We start from the raw sequence: 22,173 nt of genomic DNA, 5'->3' as shown, positions 1-22,173 counted from the left end.
TTTGTGTATAATAATGTTATTATATGATAATGTCTTATGTTATTTTTATTTGATTGATGTGTATATCAAAGAAAGCATTTATATTTTTTTAAAAAACTTATACACTTGAAGACTATAAACACTATGTTAAATTTTAATGATATTAAAAATAATTATTCTTTTTTTCAAGAAAGATTACATACAAGAAACTATATCTTAGATATAGAGATGTTAAAAAAATTAGAAAAAAAGCGTAAAAAATTACAAATAAGTAGCGAAATGAAAATTTCAGAACATAAGAAATTATCAAAGCATATCATACATAGAAAACAAATTTATCATAAAATTGATATTTTAAAAAATCAACTCATCCATTCTCGAGACTCGATTAGCGTCTTAAAAAAAAAATTAGAATTAGTTCAAAGAAAAATATATAAAATATTAATTACTATTCCCAATATACCACACAAAGACGTCCCTGTTGGGTTTGGAGAGCAAAACAATAAAGAAATTTATTTGTGGGGAGAAAAAAAGAATTATAATTTTCCTATTATCGATCATATAAAAATCGGAAATAAGTTGAAGGGATTTGATTGGAATTCTTCTGCGGAAATTGCTGGATCAGGATATACGCTTATAAAAGGTTCAGTGGCTCGATTACATCGTGCGGTAGGTCAATTTATGCTGGATACGCATATTAAATTACACGGATATGAAGAAATATATGTGCCATACATAGTTAAAGAATCCTGTATGTATGGAACCGGTCAGTTGCCAAAATTTAAAAAAGATTTATTTCATATAAATTCCACGTTTAATTCTGTTGAAGCAAAAAAAAATAACCATTTTTTCTTGATACCCACGTCGGAAGTTCCTTTAGTTAATTTAGTAAAAAATAAAATCATTTCACCTCAATTATTGCCGTTAAAATTTACAGCATTAAGCCCCTGCTTTAGAGCTGAGCCCTCTTCTTATGGAAAAAATTCTAGAGGATTAATTAGAAACCGTCAATTTGATAAAGTCGAAATTGTGCAAATTGTACGACCAGAAAAATCTGATGAAGCTTTAGAGATCTTAACTAAACATGCTGAAAATATCTTACAATTATTACAATTACCGTATAGGAAAATATTACTATGTTCCGGTGAACTTGGTTTTTCATCTAAAAAAACATATGATTTAGAAGTATGGTTTCCATCTTTAAAATTATATCGAGAAATATCATCTTGTTCTATGATTGGAGATTTTCAAGCCAGACGCATAAATGCTCGTTATAAATCCCTTAATACAAAAAAAAACATCTTTTTACACACTTTAAATGGCTCCGGGTTAGCTGTTGGGAGAACTGTGGCTGCTATTTTGGAAAATTTTCAATGTTCAGATGGTAGAGTCTCTGTGCCTAAAGTATTGCAATATCCTTATATGGGTGGCATGAAGTATTTATAATCATTTTAAAAAAAGATTCTGAATTTGATTTTTTATATAAAGAAACATTATTTACTGAATTGTAAATTATAGATAATATTATTTATAACACTAGATCATGATATTGGTAAAAAATATGCCTACAACATATAATTTTAATCCAGGGCCAGCTACGTTGCCCCGATCTGTTTTATCAGAGGTAAAAAAAAATTTTCTAAATTGGAACAACTCTGGTTGTTCAATTGTTGAAATTAGTCACCGTAGTCATGATTTTATAGAATACACTTTTAAAGTTGAAAAAAATTTACGTTATTTATTAGATATTCCTAACAATTATTGCGTTTTATTTTCTCATGGGGGAGCTAGGGGACAATTTTCAGCTATTCCCATAAATTTATCAAAAAAATCTTTAAAACCTTGTTATATTAACAGCGGATATTGGTCTTTATGTGCAGCAGAAGAATCTAAGAAATATTGTAAACCTAGTATTCTTGATGTACGAAAAATGACAAAAGATAAAAAAATATATATTCAACCAACTGTGCTATGGGAAATTCCTGCTAATAGCTCATATTTACATTATTGCCCCAACGAAACTATTGAGGGCATAGAAATATTTGAAAATCCTATATTTTATAAAACTGTCATTATTGGAGACTTTTCTTCTACTATTTTATCCCGAAAAATTGATATAAAAAAATATGGCATGATTTATGCTTGTGCTCAAAAAAATATTGGTCCTACAGGGATTACAGTTATTATTATTCGCAAAGATTTATTAACACAGATTAATAAAAAAACTCCTTCAATTCTGAATTATCAAGTATTAGCTCAATCACAATCTATGTTTAATACTCCGAATGTATTTTCGTGGTATGTATCAGGATTAGTTTTTCAATGGATGAAAGATTTGGGGGGTATAGAGATAATAGAAAAAAAAAATAAAGAAAAAGCAAAAATTTTATATCAGTATTTAAGTACTACTGATTTCTATAAAAATTTTATATTACCGGTGAATCAATCGCGTATGAATATAACTTTTTATTTACCAAGCCATGAGTTAACAAGTATTTTTCTCCAAAAAGCAGAAAAAAATGGATTGGTTGGGCTAAAGGGTCATTCTATGGTAGGAGGTATTCGTGCATCTATTTATAACGCTATGCCTGTCAAAGGTATTCTTTTGCTCGTAGATTTTATGAAAAATTTTGAAAAAAAGTTCGGTTAATTTTATTAAGTGTTTTCTAACAAAATTACATATTGTGAATTGTTATTCTTTATAGGGTTTTTTTTATTATGCAAAATAGTTTAACATTAAAGCCAGTCAAATATGTTTCTGGAGAATTAAATATACCGGGGTCAAAAAGTATTTCAAATCGAGCGTTATTGCTTTCTGCAGTATCTTGTGGAAGAACTATTTTAAAAAATTTATTGTACAGCGATGATGTTAAGTATATGTTAGACGCTTTATTGGCATTAGGGGTAAAAGTATTTATAAATAAAAATTCATCTGAATGTATTGTAGATGGTATTTCAAGGCCGTTGTTTTCTTCAAAAAAAACTACATTATTTTTAGGTAATGCTGGAACTGCTATGCGGCCTTTATTAGGAATATTATCTTTGAGTAAAAATAAAATTATCCTAACGGGTGAAGATAGAATGCAAGAGCGCCCAATAAATCATTTAGTGGATGCTTTGCGTCAAGGCGGAGCGTGTATCAGTTATTTACAGAAAAACGATTATCCTCCTGTATATATAAAGGGTGGTTTTAGGGGTGGAAAAATTTTTATTAATGGTAGTATTTCTAGTCAATTTTTAAGTTCGTTACTAATGACTGCTCCTTTAGCTCAGGTAGACACAGAAATTATTGTAGAAGGTGATTTAGTATCCAAGCCATATATTGACCTAACTCTTAATATAATGAAAAAATTTGGTGTTATAGTAAAGGTTATAGATGACTATAAATCTTTTTATATTCAGTGCCAGCAAAAATATATTTCTCCAAAAGAATATTTTATTGAAAGTGATCTGTCTTCGGCTACTTACTTTTTAGCAGCGGCAGCAATAAGAGGGGGTTGTGTAAAAATTAATGGTATACAGAAAAATAGTATTCAAGGGGATCTAGATTTTATTAATATTTTACAAAACATGGGAGCTTCTATTGAGTGGAAAAAAAATTCTTTAATTTGTACTAAAAAAAAATTAATGGGGATTTCTATAGACTGTAATCATATACCAGATGCAGCGATGACAATTGCTATGTTAGGTTTGTTTGCGCAACAATTAGTATATATTAAAAATATATATAACTGGCGAGTCAAAGAAACAGATCGGTTGCATGCAATGACTACAGAATTAAGAAAAATTGGAGCTAAGGTTCAAGAAGGAGCAGATTTTATAATCGTTTATCCAGTTAAAAGATTTTTACATGCTACAATTAATACATATAACGATCATAGAATAGCGATGTGTTTTTCCTTAATTGCTTTATCAGAGGTATCCGTAACATTATTGAACCCTTCGTGTGTAAATAAAACTTTTCCGTCTTTTTTCCAAACATTTAAATCCATATGTCACGATTCTATCATTTAGGTAAATTAATTAATAATTAATATATATTTTTAAAATAATATTATTTTATTTTAGCTGGATAGACAACTTTATAAGGTAAAAAGAATCATGTTTAATAATTTTTTAAAAATTAGAACTTTAGAACGCTTTTATCAAACTATTTGTACATATTAAATGACGTAATATTTAAAGATTTGCCTTTTTAAAAAAAATAATTTAAATAATAATGACATATTTTTTTATATATTTTTTTTTTAAAAAAAATATTTTTATTTTAATTATTATTTTCTTTAAAATAGAAAATATACATTTATTAAAAATATATTTTTTTATTTAACTCCATTGAAATATAAATGGTTTTTATGAACTATATTATATATGTTTAATTTAATTAAAAAGATTTTTCTTAAACATTTATAACTTGACACGACAAATTATTTTATATGATAACATCTTTTGCTAAATTATTTGAAGAATCACTGAAAACAGTAGAAACACGTACAGGGTCTATTATTAAAGGAACAGTTATTTCTATAAATAATGATATGATTTTAGTAGATGCTGGCTTGAAATCAGAATCATCCATCCCATCGGAACAGTTTAAAAACTCACAAGGTCTTGTAGAAGTACAAGTGGGGGATATAGTAGATGTTGCTCTAGACGCAATTGAAGATGGCTTTGGAGAAACGGTTTTATCGAGAGAAAAAGCAAAAAGACACGAATCATGGATTAAGCTGGAAAAAGCTCATAAAGAATTATCTAATGTAACAGGTGTGATTAATGGTAAAGTCAAAGGCGGCTTTACTGTAGAAATAAATGACATCAGAGCATTTTTACCCGGCTCGCTAGTCGATATTCGGCCCGTCAGAGATACTTTACATCTTGAAGGAAAGGAGTTAGAATTCAAGGTAATTAAATTAGATCAAAAAAGAAACAATGTAGTCATTTCGCGTAAAGCTGTGATTGAGTCCGAGAGCAGTGCAGAGCGTGATCAACTGTTAAAAAATTTACAGGAAGGTAATATTATTCAAGGAATAGTAAAAAATTTAACAGATTACGGCGCTTTTATTGATTTAGGCGGTATAGATGGATTATTACATATTACAGATATGACCTGGAGAAGAGTAAAGCATCCTAGTGAAGTAGTAAAAATTGGAGATGAAATTCAGGTTAAAATATTAAAATTTGATCCAGAGAAAACAAGAGTATCATTAGGATTAAAACAATTGGGGACAGATCCTTGGCTCCGCTTATCTATACGTTATCCCGAAGGAAGCCAGCATTTAGGCGTTGTAACTAATCTCACTGATTATGGTTGTTTTGTAGAAATAGAAGAAGGTGTAGAAGGTTTAGTGCATGTATCAGAAATGGATTGGACCAATAAAAATATACATCCATCTAAAGTAGTATCTTCTGGAGAAAAAATTAAGATATCTATTTTAAATATTGATGAAGCGAGAAGGCGAATTTCCTTAGGAATTAAGCAGTGCACAATCAATCCTTGGAAACAATTTTCTGAAAAATATTATAAAGGGAGCAAAGTAAATGGAAGAATTAAGTCTATTACTGATTTTGGAATCTTTCTTGGATTAGACGGTGGGATAGATGGATTAGTTCATTTATCAGATCTGTCGTGGTCTATTCCCGGAGAAAAAGCTGTAAAAGAGTACAAAAAAGGCGCCAATATACACGCCGTTGTTCTTCAAGTAGATGCTGATAGAGAGCGTATATCTTTAGGAATAAAACAGTTACATGAAGATCCTTTTAATCAGTACCTTTTGAAAAACAAAAAAAGCGCCGTAATTACAGGTGTGGTTCACTTAATTGAAGAAAAAGCAATATTACTTCATATAGACTACGGTATAAAAGGGTGTTTAAAAGTAATAGATATTCTGCCCGAATATCGAAAACAATATATTTCACAAATGTCTGTAGGAAAAAATTTATTAGTACAAATTTTAGGATTTGATAAAAAAAATAGAATTGTATATTTATCAATTACCGATGAAGTTCATCAGCAAAATATACAAAAAAATTCACTACAAGAAAATTTAGAAGATACTAAAAAAAACGCTAATATCCTGACACAGGCCGTTGATAATACTAAAAGTTAGTGTATAAGAAAAACATTTAAATATAGCATATATTTTGAGTCAGTGAGTCACCAAAAAAATTAAATTTATTTAAAAAAAAGAGAACTAAAAAAAATATATTCCAGAACAATTGATCATTCATTTATAAAAGATATTTTTAGAAAAAATATCTCTATTCTGAGCATGGCTCAAAAATTATAATGAGGTCTTGTTAGCAGTTTTTTTGACTTTTCGTTTTTTAGAAAACCAATAAATTTCAGAAAAGATAAAAATAACATTCTGAAAAAAGAGGGAACATACTACTTATTTAAATCTAAAAACTAATTAAAGTGCTGAATAAATTCTACGGATAGGAGCACTAGATCATTAATTCTTACATGCAGTTAAATACTATTCGGTAATTTTTTATAATTTAGCAATTATTAGAGTATAATATACTCCAATAATTGCATTTAAGGATTTTTTTTAACATGAAAAAGCCTATTATTGTAGGTAACTGGAAATTAAATGGAAACAAAGAGCTTATTAATAAATTTTTTATACCATTAAATAAATTTTTAGAAAAATATTATAAAAAGTCTACGGTTGTAATTGCTCCTCCAATTTTATATGCAGCGTTTATTCAACATATATTTTCATCAAATAAAAGAAATTTTTTTATTGGAGCTCAAAATACTGATTTACACTCTTCAGGACCTTTTACAGGAGAAATTTCTCCCAGCATGCTAATCGATGTTGAGGTAGATTATGTTATAATAGGACACTCAGAAAGGCGTTTGTATCATCAAGAAGATAACGAATCCACTGCTAAAAAATTTTATATTTTAAAAAAAGAAAATTTGATTCCAATTGTTTGTATTGGAGAAACCTTGAAAGAAAAAAGAGACAATCAAATTCAAGAAAAATGTAAAAACCAAATTGATGAAATATTTAAAATTTGCGGCTCTAAGCATGCCTTTAATAATTCTATTATCGCCTACGAGCCTATTTGGGCTATCGGTTCCGGGCGTTCAGCAGATCCTGAAGAAGTTCAACGTATCGCTAATTTTATTCGCGAGTATATAGAACTGAAAGCAAATTCTGAAATAAAAAATTTCTTTATTCAATATGGTGGATCTGTTACTCCCGATAATGTCAAGCAATTAATTTCTCAAAAAGATATCGATGGTTTTTTAATCGGAGGAGCTTCTCTTCAGTTACAAGAATTTACTAAAATTATAAAAATAATCAACCAGATGTATTCTTAAAATAGATTTAGAAGAGTGTATTTGAAAACCTATATTTCCAATGATAACTAGCAATACATCTTAATTATTTCTGAATGCAGAAGATAAGTTATACACGTTATATCACTAAGCAGAAATCATTAATGTCCCGTAAGCGCCGGTATTCCGGCACTTATTAAATAACTGATGCTTTTAATTCTTGAATAATATTAATATAATTGTTTATTAACATTCAACCAATTTTTCTTAACAGATCTTTTCATATTATTTAAAGCATAATTAATATCATGATGTACTATTTGGTCGTTGATTACTCCGATACATCTACCCTTATGCCCACATAACAATAATTGTATTGCGTATACGCCCATACGTATAGCTAAAATCCTGTCATACGCAACAGGTTTTCCCCCTCTTTGAATATGTCCTAACACAGTAGCTCTGGTTTCTCGGTTAGTATTTTTTTGAATATATTCCGCTAATTTTCTAACATCGCATATATGTTCTGTCACAGCCACAATAGCATGTTTAGTTCCCTTTTTGATGCTTTTCTGTATTTCTAGCAACAATAATTCTTTTTTATATGTTATTTCTGGAATTATAAGAAACTCACATCCTCCAGCAATAGACGCAGATAATGTTAGATCGCCACAATAACGGCCCATAATTTCTACAATAGAGATCCTTTCGTGAGAAGCAGAAGTATCTCGAAGTTTATCAATAGCTTCTACAACAGTTTCTAGAGCAGTAAAATACCCCACTGTATAATCTGTTCCGGAAACATCATTATCTATAGTCCCCGGAATTCCAATGCACGGAACTCCCATTTCAGTTAAAAATTTAGCCCCCATATATGATCCATCACCACCGATCACAATTAAAAAATCAATTTTTTGTTCTAAAGTATTTTTTACCGCAGTTCTTCTAATTTTTTCTAGCCGAAATTCTGAAAATCGCGAAGATCCTAAAAATGTACCGCCTTTATTGAGTAAATCAGAAACACTGTTATAACTTAATGGTATCATTTTATTTTGGTATAATCCTAAGAAACCATTGAAGATACCGATTACCTCTAAATTATTTTTTAATGCTGCATGGACGACAGATCTAATAATTGCATTCATTCCCGGAGAATCACCTCCGCTTGTTAAAATTCCTATTTTTTTGATCATTATAATTCTATAACCTTAATTTTTTATATTTTTTCTCATGATATAAAGATTATGTATATTAAATAATACATACATGATATATAAACATAAGAAAACTCAAAATATATAATCGTCTGTAATAATATTTGTTAAAAAAATTTTTATTAAATTTATTTATCATTGAATGATTTTCAATATTTTTAAAACCGAGTGATGTAAAGTTTACATTTAATTTAAAAAAAAATATTTTATAAATAATAATATTGTAATGGTTTCATTTGATCGGAAAATTCATAAATAATTGGTGAACCGGTAGCGATATCTAAATTAGAAATATCAGTATCGCTGATAACGCTTAAATATTTTATTAACGCTCGTAAAGAATTTCCATGAGCAACAATAATGATATTTTTATTTTTCTTTATTTGTGGAATAATAGTTAATTTCCAAAAATCAATTACTCGATAGTATGTCATTTGTAAGCTTTCCGCTAAAGGAATTTCACTTTCTTTTAGGTTTGCATATTTTCTATCATTCATTAAATAACTTTTATCTAAGGAATGTAGTGCCGGAGGAATAGTTTTGAAACTTCTTCGCCATAATATAACTTGTTTTGCCCCATATTTTTTCTCAACTTCTTTTTTGTTGAGCCCTTCAAGTGCTCCGTAATGGCGTTCATTTAATTTCCATGATTTATAAACAGGAACCCACAAATGATCTAATTGATTTAAAATTATCCATAATGTATGAATAGACCTTTTTAATACAGATGTATAAGCCATATCAAAAACAAATTTGTTTTTTTTTAAAATTTTTCCAGCATAATTAGCTTCTTCTTCTCCTTTTTTAGATAACGGAATATCCCTCCATCCTGTAAATTGATTTAATTGATTCCATTGACTTTCCCCGTGTCGCATTAATACTATTTTTTTTTTTTTCATAATTTATTCTATCCCATTAATATATAATATATTTTAAGTTACAATAACTATCTTGTCTTTTACGTTATATTTCAATATACGAGTAAGTCTCTAATATTTAATTATTTTAATACGTTCTTTATGATTATTTATCATAATCACAGTTAACTTTTTCAAGAGTTTGCTATAAATAAAGATCTGTATACTATATTTTACACGTAATTCTTGGTTTAATAGTTAAATTTTATTTTCATACTAATTTTTAGCTTCCCACTCGTTTGGTTTTCGTACATGCGTAAGTAGATTCTTCAACACGAACAAGTCAGTTACTTATGTATAATTATACGTCTATAATCATGCGCGAAAAATCTTCTATAATATTTATTATATAATTTAAAAATTGTATTGCTTGCTTTCCATCGATTAGTTGGTGATCATATGATAAAGCTAAATACATCATAGGCTGTATTTTAATTTTATCTTTTACTACTACCGGTCTTTGTTTAATATTGTGCATACCTAAAATAGCTACTTGTGGAGGATTAATTATAGGCGTAGACATTAAGGAACCAAAAACACCTCCGTTAGTAATAGTAAAGGTACCTGAATCTAAATCTTCTAATTTTAATTGTTTAGAGCGCTCTAATGTAGAAAAAGAGTTAATTTTTTTTTCAATTTCAGACATAGATAAACAATCAGTATTTTTTAAAATAGGCGTTATGAGTCCGCGTGGACTAGAAACGGCGATATTTATGTCGTAATAATTATGATAGACTATATTAGTGCCCTCAATAGAGGCATTTATTTCTGGAAATTGTTTTAATGCCTGAGTTGTTGCCTTAACAAAGAAAGACATATAACCTAATTTTGTTGTATGTTTTTCTTGAAAAATATTTTGGTATTTTTTCCTTATTTTTATAATTAGACTCATATTCACTTCATTAAACGTAGTTAACATTGCTGTATTTTTTCTAGTAGACAATAGCCGTTCTGAAATTTTTTTTCTTAGTGGGTTCATTTCAATTGTTTTAGAGCTGCGTTCATTTAATACGTTATTTTTACGCGTTACACCTAATATTGATGTCTCTTCATTTGGATTATTAATTAATTTATTTGCTTGTGTTTTCTGTTGGTTGTTTATAATAAAATGATTTTTAGTAACTTTTTCGCTAATCTTTATACCTTGTATTTTAAAAGTATCTATTTTATGACATGAAATTAATCGACGCATTGTAGGAGTAAAAAAAAACTTTTTATCATTTTCTCTTCCGTGTGAGCGAATAGTATTTATTTCACGATTATTAATATTATTTATTTTTTCAATATACCCTAAAATAGATTTTGATTTTATATTTTGACCAATAGATACGTTTTGTGATATTAAAATTCCATTTTTTGGAGATGAAATTTCTAGGATAATTTTATCCGTTTCAATTTCAGCAATTAATTCATCTTCTTGAAGATATTCGCCTTTTTTTTTATGCCACTTCAATAAAACTGCATTATTAACAGATTCTGGTAAATCTGGAGCGATAATTTCAATTTTTTTTTTCATAATATTTCACTTGTTTTTATATATAAAAAGCCGATTCTATAATTTTTTTTTGTTGTTTTTGATGATCAAGAAAACTTCCTTCGGAAGTAGAAGCAAATTTTGGGCGACCTGTATATTGAAATAATTGTCCATTGTTATTTTTCAAAACATATTTTTTAAAATAAAAATAAATATATGACCATCCGCCTTGATTTTTAGGTTCTTCTTGACACCATATAAAATATTTTATATTCGCGTATTTTTTCAATATATTATTTATTTTTTTGTGCGGGAAAGGATATAATTGTTCAATTCGCAAGATATTAACATCAAATATCTTATTTTTATTCCAAAAATCTAGTAATTCATAATAAATTTTCCCCGAACAAAAGATAATACGGTTAATTTTGTGGGTCTGGTTGATAGGATTAGTAAGCAATATTTTATGAAATTTTTCAAAAAACAAATCTTTGATAGAAATAAAAGTTAATGGGTTTCTGAGAAGAGACTTAGGGGTAAAAAGAATTAGCGGTCGCTTCAGCAAACTTCTACCTTGATTTATTAAAATATAATACATTTGAGAAACTGTTGTTGGCACACAGATTCTAATATTTTTTTGCGCACATAATTGAAGGTATCTTTCTAGCCTTCCCGACGAGTGTTCCGGTCCCTGCCCTTCATAACCATGAGGCAATAACATTGTTAACGAAGAAGCGCAGCCCCATTTTTGAGCCCCGGATGCTATAAATTGATCAATAACTACTTGAGCTCCATTTGAAAAATCTCCAAACTGAGCTTCCCAGATATTTAATATAGCTTTTGATGCTATTGAATAACCGTACTCAAATGCTAAAACAGATTCTTCTGACAAAACTGAATCCCATATATAGAATGAACCAGTTAAGCGAGATAAATGTTTCAATGGAATATAAGTAATATTTTTTTTTTGACAGATAACGGTTGTATGTCTATGAGAAAATGTGCCCCGACGTACATCTTCTCCCGTTAATCGGCACGTAATGCCATAATACATTAAAGTAGAATATGCCAAATTTTCTATTGCGCCCCAATCTAATAGAGACTTATTATTGGCCATTTGCATGCGATTATAAAAAATTTTTTTTACTTGTCTATGTATTATTAAGTTTTTTGGCAGTTCAAATAATTTGCGAGCTATTTTTTTTAACATTTGATAAGAAATATTTTTAAACGGAACGAGTTTAGTTGCTTTGGATTGGTAATCTTCCGATAGCTTTTTTTTGATCCGAATATTTGATAACTTTAATTGTAAAATTAGTCGGCGATTGTATGCTTGATACAAGTCTTCATATGAATAATTATTTTGATGCAATAGTTTTTTAGAATATAAGCGGCATATGCGTTTGTGTTTTTTAATTAAAGCATACATAAAAGGTTGCGTAATTGACGGATCGTCAACTTCGTTGTGACCTAATCGGCGATAACACACCAAGTCAATAAACACATCTTTTTTAAATAAATATCGAAATTTTAAGGCTAATTTTACGGAAAAGATAACTGATTCTGGTTGATCGGCATTTACATGAAATATTGGAGAGTCAATCATTTTAGCTATATCAGTGCAATATTTACTACTTCTTAAATATTTTTTTTTTGATGTAGTAAAAGAAATTTGATTATTTATAATAATGTGTACACTGCCTCCAACACCGTATCCAGGGGTTTGAGACATATTTAATGTTTCTTGTATAACCCCTTGTCCAGTAAAAGCAGCATCTCCGTGTATAATAATAGGTAACGGATAATGCGTACAAACTTGATTTTCTAAATAAAATTTACAACACCCGGCTACTACAGGAGTAACAATTTCTAAATGAGAGGGATTGTTTAGTAAATGAATTTCAATTTTTTTTTCTCCAAGAGTAATTTTTTTTTTTATACCTAGGTGATATTTAACGTCTCCAGTGCCATTATGTTGTTTAATTTCCTGCCAATTATTTTGAAACATTTTTAACACATTACACTGCAATACATTAAACATAACATTTAAGCGTCCTCGGTGAGCCATTCCTAAAAATATTTTTTTAGTTTTACGATGTATACAAAAAGCTATAATAGCTTTTAAAGCAGGAATTAAAACATCGCATCCTTCTAACGAAAAACGTTTATTACCAGGAAATTTAGTGTGAATAAATTTTTCAAATGTTGTAGATTTGATTAAATTTTTCAATAAATCTTCTTTTTCTGCATTTGATAACGTATTTTTAACATTATGCGTTTCTATATACGTTTGCAACCATTGTTTTTCATCGAGCTTATTTAAATGCATATACTCAAAACCAATATATTTACAATATTTTTTTTTAAAAAATAAATATATTTCTTTAAAAGAAGAAATATTTTTTTTAAAAAGTAAAAAATTAAAATGTATTAAAGAATTTAATTCTTCTTTTTTGATTTGGTGAAATGTTTTAGATAATTCAGGAATTTTTAGCGCTTTTTTGCAGCTAACTAAAGGGTTTAAATGCGCTACATAATGACCAAATATACGATAGGAGTTTATAAAATTTAAAAATCTTTCTCTAAAAAGATCACAATAATTATTAAACGGTGTATTTTTTGTATTACATAAGAAGTTTTCATTTTCAATATTTTTCTTTTTTCGATCGGTTAAACCAATTTTTTGGTTTGTATGATCTTTTTTATAATCATCAGATAATGTATAAAATGCATTTTTCCAGGAAATATCTAGTTCTTGAGAATTAGATAAAAAATTTTTATAAGTATCTTCTAAAAATAATTGATTGTTTGCGTATAACCATCCGTTACGAAAAAATGGATTTGTTTTCTTGTTTTTTTTCATATTTATATTATATATTTAAATAGTTTTCTATAGGCTAGCAATAAAGATGGCGAGAGTATATTTTTAAATAGGATTTTCAATATCAATAAACTTTATTTTTAAATTTTTATCTTTTCGAAAGAGCCACTTTCCCAGCGCTTGAATTCCAAACTTTTCTGTAGCATGATGTCCTAATGAAAAAAAATGCATATTATTTTCTTCTGCTATATGTACCGTGTCTTCTGACACTTCTCCAGTTAAGTATGCATCAAGGTTTAAGTTCACTACTCGGGGAAACAATTTTTGTCCCTTCCCAGTACACCAGGCTATATTGCGGATATATTTGGTCCCTGTTTGCCCATAATGAAATGGATCTCGGTTTAATTTTTCTTTAATGAGTTGAGATAATGATTTTTTGGTATGTTTTTTTTTAAAATAACCCATAAAAATGTAGGGAGATATAATACCTTGGGTAGAAATGTTTAGTAATTTACCTAATTGGGCATTATTGCCTAATTCGGGATGTGTATCTAACGGTAAATGCCAGGCATATAAATTAATATTGTGGGTTAATAATTTTTGTAATCGAGATTTATTCATACCAAGAATTTTTCTTCCTTGATTTTTCCAAAAATAACCGTGATGAACAATAACTGCATCCGCATGTGTATTGATAGCTATATCTAATAATTTTTGAGAGGCTGTTACTCCTGTAATAATATTTTTAATTTCTGATTTACCTTCTACTTGTAACCCATTAGGCATATAATCGTCTATGTATTTAGGTGCTCGTAATTTTTTATTAATTAATTTTTCAAGAAAAAAGTTATTCATTTTTAATATTACTCATGTTTGATATCACTATATATTTGTGAAAATATTTTTATAGTTTTATTGTAAAATTGATCAATGTGGTGTAGAAAATTAACCGCGAATCTATTATGACATTTTTGCAGATAAGGAAAATGAACATGTTTATTAGGCGTATATCTTAATTCAGGAATCATTTTTCTTATAAGAACCCCTAAAGGGTCTATTTTTTTAGATTGGGTAAGAAAATTAAATTTGCGAAAATAAGGCATTTTTTCAGTTCCGACAGAGGCAACCCATTGCCAGCAACCGTTATTTATAGCTAAATTACCATCTACTAATCTAGACATAAAATATCTTTCACCTAAGCGCCAATTTAAAAAAAAAATTTTTGCTAAAAAACTTCCAGAAATCATTCTTAATCGATTACTAATCCATCCTAATTCGTTTAATTGTCGCATAGCAGCGTCAATTATAGGATATCCGGTATTTCCGTTTTTCCATAATGTAAATAAAAATTTATTTTTTTTCCATGGAATTCTTTTGTCGATTAATGAAAGCGTTTTGTATTGGCTTAATTCTGGATATGAATACATTAGGTGATAAAAAAATTCTCTCCATAGTATTTCATTAATCCATGCATTAGCATTAATATCCTCTAGCGTTTTTATAAAAATATTTTTTTTTAAAAACATTAATACACATTTTCGAACTGATATAACTCCAATATTTAAAGCTGATGATAAAAAACTATTTATTTGATAGTTTCGTGATTTTGATTTATATAAATGTTGCTTATAATATTTATTACAGAACTTTTCGAGTTGTAAAAAAACATTATCTTCTCCTACTAGAAAAATAGATTCATTAAATTTCTCTTGAGGGCATGTAAATATCGGAATCTCTGTTTTAAGATTTTGAAAAAAAAATATCCTAGGCTTGGGCTTGGGGTAGCAAATAATTCTATGCAAATTAACTGTGTTGATAATTTTTTTTTTAAAACATTGATATCTCTTATAGGCTTGGTTAAGATGATTTTTAATCTTCTCTGGAGAAATTAGAACATTATCATAAAACCCATGAACAACAATATTATTCTTTATACATAGGCGTTGAACAGAGTTATCTCGTGTTTTTTCATTGCACCCGTATTCATAATTATAATAAAGATTTTTAACTTTATGTATGCAACAAAAATTTAATATTTTTTTTACTGAATCTAAAAAATCAGTCGATTTTAAAAAAAAAAGTGGAATTTTTAATTTCAAGAGTTTTTTTTTTAAAAAAATTAAATTTTTATATATATATAGCGTTTGTTTTGGTGATTGATTATGTAATAACCATTGACCGGGTGTATATACGAATATAGCAATAACACGGGCATGGGTGTCTTGGCAAGCATAATATAAAGCTTTATTATCGTGAATTCGTAAATCTCTTCGAAACCACATTAAATTGATATTCATAATTTTATTATATTATATATCTTAATGATAAAAATTGTTTTTAGTAATTTAGCATAAATAAAAATATTAAAATATTAATTTTTATTTCGTAAAAATATTTTGTATATATTTTGTATAAAGGGATAACAAAAAATTTTTTATTCAAGAATTATTATTATATAATATAAAATAATTATAAACAAAATATTTTTTTTTATTCGTTTTTCTTGTTATCCGTGACATATATAATATAATTGTTAAAATAAAAATTGTTATTAGCATAAAAATTTTTTATAGTAAAAATAATTGGTGCACCAACTATTAAATTATATTTTTATATACAAAAATAATGGTTTAAATAATTAAATATTTATTCTCGAGAGATTACCGCGATGAAAGAAATAGGTATTTTTTACGGAAGTGACACGGGAAATACTGAGAAAGTGTCGCACATTATACACCAACAAATTGGTCAAAAAAAATCAAAACTATTTGATATATCCCATTCTTCTTTACAAATGATAGAAAAGTTTAATATTGTATTTTTCGGAATACCAACTTGGTATTATGGAGAGTTACAATGTGATTGGGAAGATGCATTGCCAATTTTAGAAAAAATCAATTTTGATAAAAAAATTATTGCTCTGTTCGGATGCGGAGATCAAGAAGAATATTCAGAATATTTTTGTGATGCTATTGGCATTATGTACGGTTTTCTAAAGAAAAGAAATGCTCGATGCGTGGGTAAATGGCCTATCAAAAACTATAAATTTGAAAGTTCTAAAGCTCAAAAAAATAAGACTCATTTTCATGGATTACCAATTGATGAAGACAATCAAGCACAATTAACAAAAAAACGTATTGTTTCATGGTTAAAGTTAGTTTTTTCAGAAATCAATCTTTTAAATAATTAATTTTATAATTTTTATTACTATTAAAAATGATGTATATTTTTAGAAATATAATATTGGTTATAAATAAAAATTTATATTTTTACTGCGGGTTAACGGAAGCATAAAAAATTAATTTGATAGTTTTGTGTGCTAATAATCTATACATATTTTGACAGCATCAAAATAAATCATCTTGAATACTGTCAGTATAACTTTTATATTACGTCTTATATTGCATATCTTATTTATCAATTAAGATGTAATCCATTTTGCTAAATCTAATACTTTATTTGAATACCCGACTTCATTATCATACCATAATACTAATTTCATGAAATTTTTATTTAAAGACAAACCTGCTTTTTTATCAAAAATAGATGTTAGGTGAGATCCGTTAAAGTCGCTGGATACTACTTCTTCGTTAGTATATCCAATAATATCTTTCATGTATGTTTTAGCAGCTAATTTAATAGTTTTGCATACATCGGAATAAGTAACATCTTGCTTTATTCGAACCGTAAAATCTACTACAGAAACATTTGGAACGGGTACTCTAAAAGCTATTCCGGTAATCTTATTATTCAATTCAGGTAAAATTTTTCCTACTGCTTGAGCAGCTCCTGTAGATGCAGGTATTATATTTTGTAAAGCTCCTCTACCCCCTCTCCAATCCTTTAAAGAAACTCCGTCTACAGTTTTTTGAGTAGCAGTTGTAGCATGCACTGTAGTCATCAACCCTTCAATAATTTCAAATTCATCATTTAATATTTTTGCTAATGGAGCTAAACAGTTAGTAGTGCAGGATGCATTTGAGACAATCTTTTGACCACTGTATTGGCTAAAATTAACCCCCCTAACAAACATTGGTGTATCATCTTTAGATGGTCCTGTTAATACAACTTTTTTTGCCCCAGCAGTTATATGTTTATAGGCAGATTCAGTGGTTAAAAAGACTCCAGTAGCTTCAATAACGACATCAACATTAATTGATTTCCAGTCTATTTTTTCTGGTTTTTTTTCTGAAAAAACATATATTTTTTTATTATTTACAATTAAAAAATTATCTTTTTTTTGAATCGATCCTGAAAAAACTCCATGCGTAGAATCATATTTTAACATGTAAGCTAAATACTTCGCGTCTGATAAGTCATTAATGGCAACTACTTCTATATCCGATCTGGTTTGAGCTATTCGAAAGACCATTCTTCCGATACGACCAAACCCATTGATAGCAATTTTTATTTTCATATGATTTAAGTTAACCAGAAGATTAGATATATATATTTTTTATTAAAAGGCTGTATATGTAAAATATATACAAGGACTTATTATTAATGTACTACAATTTTTGTAGTATTCTATAAATATAAAAATATTTTTAATCATTGTAATCTACATGTAGTAGTTACAGTAAAATACGACTATCGAGAATTTTTATATGTTTTATAAAAAAATAGTTATCTTTTTTTAAATATTTTAAATGTATACAAGGCTCATAGACATGGTTTAAAACATACTTTCCAATAATCAATTTACATACAAGCAATATTTTTCTTATAAATCTTGAAACATTAATTATAAACCAATATAATCAGGCATAAGTATAAAATAACTCTATATTAGTATACAAACAATCATTTTATTAAGTAATTTTCTATTATTACAAATAATTATTTTTTATTTTAATTAAATTATTTTATTCTCTTAGAGTTGCATATATTTTATTAAAAAATATTAATAATTATTACCAATTAATAAAAATATCATTTTATATATAAATAAATAGGCGTATTATACCATAGCCATGATTATATTAATATTGTTATTTATCTTGTATTGGAAACTATCATTTCAATGAAAAAAAAAATAGACATAAATACAAATCAAAGTAATTTTTCTACGTTAATGTTTAAAAAAAAAAAATATTTTAAAAAAAATCAGCTAGTTGTTCATATCAAATACGGAATTGGTAAATATATTGGTTTGTGTACGTTAAATAACAACGGTATAGTTGCAGAATATTTTGTAATATTATATGCTAAAAAAGCAAAATTATATGTCCCGATTACATCTCTTGAACTAATTAGTACATATACCAATGCCATAAATTCAAATATTTCTTTGGATATTTTGGGGCACAAAAAATGGCTAAATGAATGCAACCAAATTAAAAAAAAAATTTATGATATAGCAGCTCGGCTTATTGACATCAAATCTAATCGGTCTATTAGACCGGGTTTTTCTTTTAAAAAAAATTTTTTAAATTATAAATATTTTTGTAATCAATGTTTATACTCTATTACTCAAGATCAAAAAAAATCTATTAAAGAAATTATTGAAGATATGAGTAAACCGATTCCTATGGATCGCCTGTTATGTGGAGATGTAGGGTTTGGAAAAACAGAAGTAGCTATGCGAGCAGCATTTATTGCTTTAGATAATAAAAAACAAGTTGCTATCCTGGTTCCAACGACATTATTAGCTCAACAGCATTTTGATACTTTTACCAACAGATTTTCTAAATACACCTATGTTATTGATGTATATTCACGCTTCACAACAATAAAAAGCGAGCTAATTATTAGAAAAAAAATTAAAAATAATCTTATTAATATCTTAATTGGAACCCATAAAATTTTATCAAAAAACTTAGTTTGGAGCGATTTAGGGCTCTTAATCATTGATGAGGAGCATCGTTTTGGAGTATATCACAAAGAACAAATAAAAGAATTATATACAAATATTGATGTACTAACATTAACAGCTACACCTATTCCTAGAACACTTAATATGTCTTATTTAGGAATGAAGGATATTTCTGTAATCTCTACCCCCCCCAATAAACGCTTAGAAATTAAAACTTTTATTAAAAAATTTGACTCTGAGGTTATTAGAGCAATAATTTTAAAAGAATTAAGACGAGGGGGGCAAGTTTATTATGTATATAATATTGTACATAATATAGAGGAAAAAAAAAAATATTTATGTCATTTAATTCCAGAAGCTCGTATTCAAATTAGTCATGGAAAAATGCATAGTAAAGATTTACGTAAAATTATGCATGATTTTTTTAATAAACAATTCGATGTATTAATATGTACAACTATTATAGATACAGGGATTCATATTAGTAATGTTAATACAATGATTATAGAAAACGCTGATAAATTTGGATTATCGCAACTTCATCAATTACGTGGTCGAATTGGTCGATCTGAACGGCAAGCATATGCCTTTTTTTTAATATCAGAGACAAAAAAAATACATCATACTGCCCAAAAAAGATTAAATATAGTTAAATCATTTACAAATTTAGGATCTGGTTTCATGTTATCTACACATGACTCAGAAATTAGAGGGGTGGGCGAGTTATTGGGAAAAAATCAAAGCGGGCACATCGACACTATTGGTCTGGAATTATATAAAAAATTTTTAGATGCAGCGATGAAAAATATTACAGCTAATAAAGGTCAAATCAGAGATGATGAGCTATTTCAAGTCGATAAAGATGTAGATCTTCAATTAAATGTGTCAGCTATATTACCGGAAACGTATATCTACGATGTTGATATACGGTTGATATTATACAAAAAAATATCATGTGTTAAAAACAAGGATCAATTAATTAAAATTAAAAGAAAAATATATAATGCATTTGGTGTTTTTCCTGATAGTGCAGAAAATTTATTTTCATTAATGCGGATAAAATTACTAGCAAAAAAAATTGGTATTAAAAAAATTCAGTTTTGTGTTAAAAGAATATGTATAGTTTTTTCTAAGAAAAACCTTTTAAATACTATTTGGTTATATAAAAAAATCGTAAAACAACCTAATAAATGGAAAATATATAAATATAAATTATATATCTATAAATGCTTTATTAATGATATCTTGCTATTAAAATGGATTAAATGTTTTTTGCGATCTATCATAGAAAACAGACTTAGAGATTCTCGTTAAGAAGAAAACTATATTTTTTATTTTATGATTTTTTTCCACAATTTTCTTATAAATTATAACAAATAATTTTATAGACTTATAATAATAAATATATAATCTAGGCAAACATATGAAAAAAAAAATTTTTATTGCTTGTTCTGGTGACCAAAGTATCGAGCTATGGACCTTAGACAAAACGTTTAAATTGCTCAAAAAGAATAGTATTTTAACAACAGGCACTCCTCAACCTTTAAAATATAATAAAAATAATAATTTATTATACGTTGGAGAAAGATTAAAAAATCAAATTGTTACATATAAAATATATGATAATTTTCAGTGTACGAAAATACATGAGATTGCTATATTTAATACGCCAAATTATATTTCGTTCAGTACAGATAACAAAATATTATTTTGCGCTTCGTATCACGGAAACGGATTTCTATTATGTAAATTAAATACAGGTGGAATAATTCAAAAAATTACTCATGTATTTAAAAAGATAAAAGGTTGTCATTCGATTGTCATGCATCATAAACATAACTTAATTTTTGTATCCTCTTTACAAGAAGATAGAATCTATATTTATAAAATTATTCTAGATAAATTTAATAAAAAAACTTTTGCTTTAAATAATGTTACTATTACAAAAAAAAATAGTGGCCCAAGACATTTTGCTTTTCATTCTAAGAGTAGTTACTTGTATTCTATTAATGAATTTAAGGGAACGATTGATGTTTGGCGTATTTATGATGCTAATGCTTCTTTAATTTTAATCCAGTCTACTCATTTAGTTCTTAAACCATATTTACACGCTCCTTGGGCATCAGAAATTCACATTCATCCTAATGGGGTTTACTTATATGCATGTGACCGCGCAAATAGCATTATTTCTTTTTTTACAGTTCATCAAAAAAAGGGCTTCTTATCTTATAAGCACACTTATAAAACTGAATTACAACCGAGATCATTTAATATTAGCCGTGATGGAAAAGTTTTGATAGTTATAGGAGAAAAATCCAATAGTATGACCGTATACCACATTAACGTACAATACGGTTATTTGGTCCCTAAACTTAGTCAGTCAGTAGGAAAAAATCCATTATGGGTATTAATAGAATAAACCTTTTAATACAGTTTATATTTTATATATTGAGATTTCTTAGAATAATAGATATTATCATAAATCATAATTTTTAATATACGTTTTTGTTTTTTTTATGAATCTATTCGAATCATGTATTGAAAAAATATATAATTTCTTATATTGCTTAATTTTCCGTTTTTTCCAGTTCATAATATATTAAAAAATATGATCACTTATAAATTATGTTACATTACTCATGTAACATAAAATATTTTTAAC

15 protein-coding genes are annotated in these 22,173 nt (G+C 27.4%); 8 read left to right on the top strand and 7 right to left on the bottom strand.

Annotated elements, in window-relative coordinates:
* The first annotated feature begins 123 nt into the window (after positions 1-123).
* The 5 genes from serS to tpiA all read left to right on the top strand — a co-directional run bounded on the left by serS (position 124) and on the right by tpiA (position 7,312).
* Complete coding sequence (gene serS / locus CINFORN2912_RS01015) at positions 124-1,425, top strand: serine--tRNA ligase (RefSeq protein ID WP_075433843.1); 1,302 nt, start codon at positions 124-126, stop codon at positions 1,423-1,425.
* Positions 1,426-1,540: 115 nt separating this feature from the next.
* Positions 1,541-2,629: a 3-phosphoserine/phosphohydroxythreonine transaminase gene (gene serC / locus CINFORN2912_RS01010; protein WP_075433841.1), complete on the top strand. Its 1,089-nt coding sequence runs from the start codon at positions 1,541-1,543 to the stop codon at positions 2,627-2,629.
* Positions 2,630-2,697: 68 nt separating this feature from the next.
* Positions 2,698-3,993, top strand: a complete 1,296-nt coding sequence (gene aroA, locus CINFORN2912_RS01005) for a 3-phosphoshikimate 1-carboxyvinyltransferase (protein WP_075433838.1) — start codon at positions 2,698-2,700, stop codon at positions 3,991-3,993.
* A gap of 422 nt (positions 3,994-4,415) precedes the next feature.
* On the top strand, positions 4,416-6,086 hold the full coding sequence (gene rpsA / locus CINFORN2912_RS01000) for a 30S ribosomal protein S1 (protein ID WP_075433835.1): 1,671 nt from the start codon (positions 4,416-4,418) through the stop codon (positions 6,084-6,086).
* Between the two features lie 449 nt (positions 6,087-6,535).
* Complete coding sequence (tpiA, locus tag CINFORN2912_RS00995; protein WP_075433833.1) at positions 6,536-7,312, top strand: triose-phosphate isomerase; 777 nt, start codon at positions 6,536-6,538, stop codon at positions 7,310-7,312.
* A 188-nt stretch (positions 7,313-7,500) separates the two neighbouring features.
* Here tpiA and pfkA read toward each other — a convergent pair whose 3' ends face one another.
* From pfkA to CINFORN2912_RS00965, 6 genes are all read right to left on the bottom strand, one after another.
* The gene (gene pfkA, locus CINFORN2912_RS00990) at positions 7,501-8,463 is read right to left on the bottom strand and encodes a 6-phosphofructokinase (protein WP_075433830.1); all 963 of its coding nucleotides are present in this window, start codon (positions 8,461-8,463) and stop codon (positions 7,501-7,503) included.
* Positions 8,464-8,690: 227 nt separating this feature from the next.
* Positions 8,691-9,383 carry a 2,3-diphosphoglycerate-dependent phosphoglycerate mutase gene (gene gpmA / locus CINFORN2912_RS00985; RefSeq protein WP_075433827.1) on the bottom strand — a complete coding sequence of 231 codons (693 nt, stop codon included), beginning with the start codon at positions 9,381-9,383 and terminating at the stop codon, positions 8,691-8,693.
* Positions 9,384-9,702: 319 nt separating this feature from the next.
* The gene (sucB, locus tag CINFORN2912_RS00980; RefSeq protein ID WP_075433824.1) at positions 9,703-10,917 is read right to left on the bottom strand and encodes a dihydrolipoyllysine-residue succinyltransferase; all 1,215 of its coding nucleotides are present in this window, start codon (positions 10,915-10,917) and stop codon (positions 9,703-9,705) included.
* Positions 10,918-10,933: 16 nt separating this feature from the next.
* A complete protein-coding gene (locus CINFORN2912_RS00975) occupies positions 10,934-13,738 on the bottom strand; it encodes a 2-oxoglutarate dehydrogenase E1 component (protein WP_075433822.1) in 2,805 nt (934 codons plus the stop codon).
* Positions 13,739-13,801: 63 nt separating this feature from the next.
* Entirely contained in the window at positions 13,802-14,551 is a 750-nt protein-coding gene (locus CINFORN2912_RS00970; protein WP_075433819.1) for a Nif3-like dinuclear metal center hexameric protein, read from the bottom strand.
* 8 nt (positions 14,552-14,559) lie between these two features.
* Positions 14,560-15,993 carry an FAD-binding domain-containing protein gene (locus CINFORN2912_RS00965; RefSeq protein ID WP_075433817.1) on the bottom strand — a complete coding sequence of 478 codons (1,434 nt, stop codon included), beginning with the start codon at positions 15,991-15,993 and terminating at the stop codon, positions 14,560-14,562.
* 371 nt (positions 15,994-16,364) lie between these two features.
* On the opposite strand from CINFORN2912_RS00965, the gene fldA reads away from it, so the two are divergent.
* A complete protein-coding gene (fldA, locus tag CINFORN2912_RS00960; RefSeq protein WP_075433815.1) occupies positions 16,365-16,886 on the top strand; it encodes a flavodoxin FldA in 522 nt (173 codons plus the stop codon).
* Positions 16,887-17,117: 231 nt separating this feature from the next.
* Here fldA and gap read toward each other — a convergent pair whose 3' ends face one another.
* Positions 17,118-18,113 (bottom strand): type I glyceraldehyde-3-phosphate dehydrogenase, encoded by a 996-nt coding sequence (gene gap / locus CINFORN2912_RS00955; RefSeq protein ID WP_075433813.1) that lies wholly within the window; start codon positions 18,111-18,113, stop codon positions 17,118-17,120.
* Between the two features lie 606 nt (positions 18,114-18,719).
* On the opposite strand from gap, the gene mfd reads away from it, so the two are divergent.
* A complete protein-coding gene (gene mfd, locus CINFORN2912_RS00950) occupies positions 18,720-20,825 on the top strand; it encodes a transcription-repair coupling factor (protein WP_075433810.1) in 2,106 nt (701 codons plus the stop codon).
* Positions 20,826-20,934: 109 nt separating this feature from the next.
* Positions 20,935-21,930, top strand: coding sequence for a beta-propeller fold lactonase family protein (locus CINFORN2912_RS00945; protein ID WP_075433807.1), 996 nt, complete (start codon positions 20,935-20,937; stop codon positions 21,928-21,930).
* Positions 21,931-22,173: the final 243 nt, after the last annotated feature.

Origin of the sequence: Buchnera aphidicola (genome assembly GCF_900128725.1) — a bacterium.
GTDB classification, from domain to species: Bacteria; Pseudomonadota; Gammaproteobacteria; order Enterobacterales; family Enterobacteriaceae; genus Buchnera_F; species Buchnera_F aphidicola_K.
This window is presented reverse-complemented; position numbering and strand designations above follow the sequence as displayed.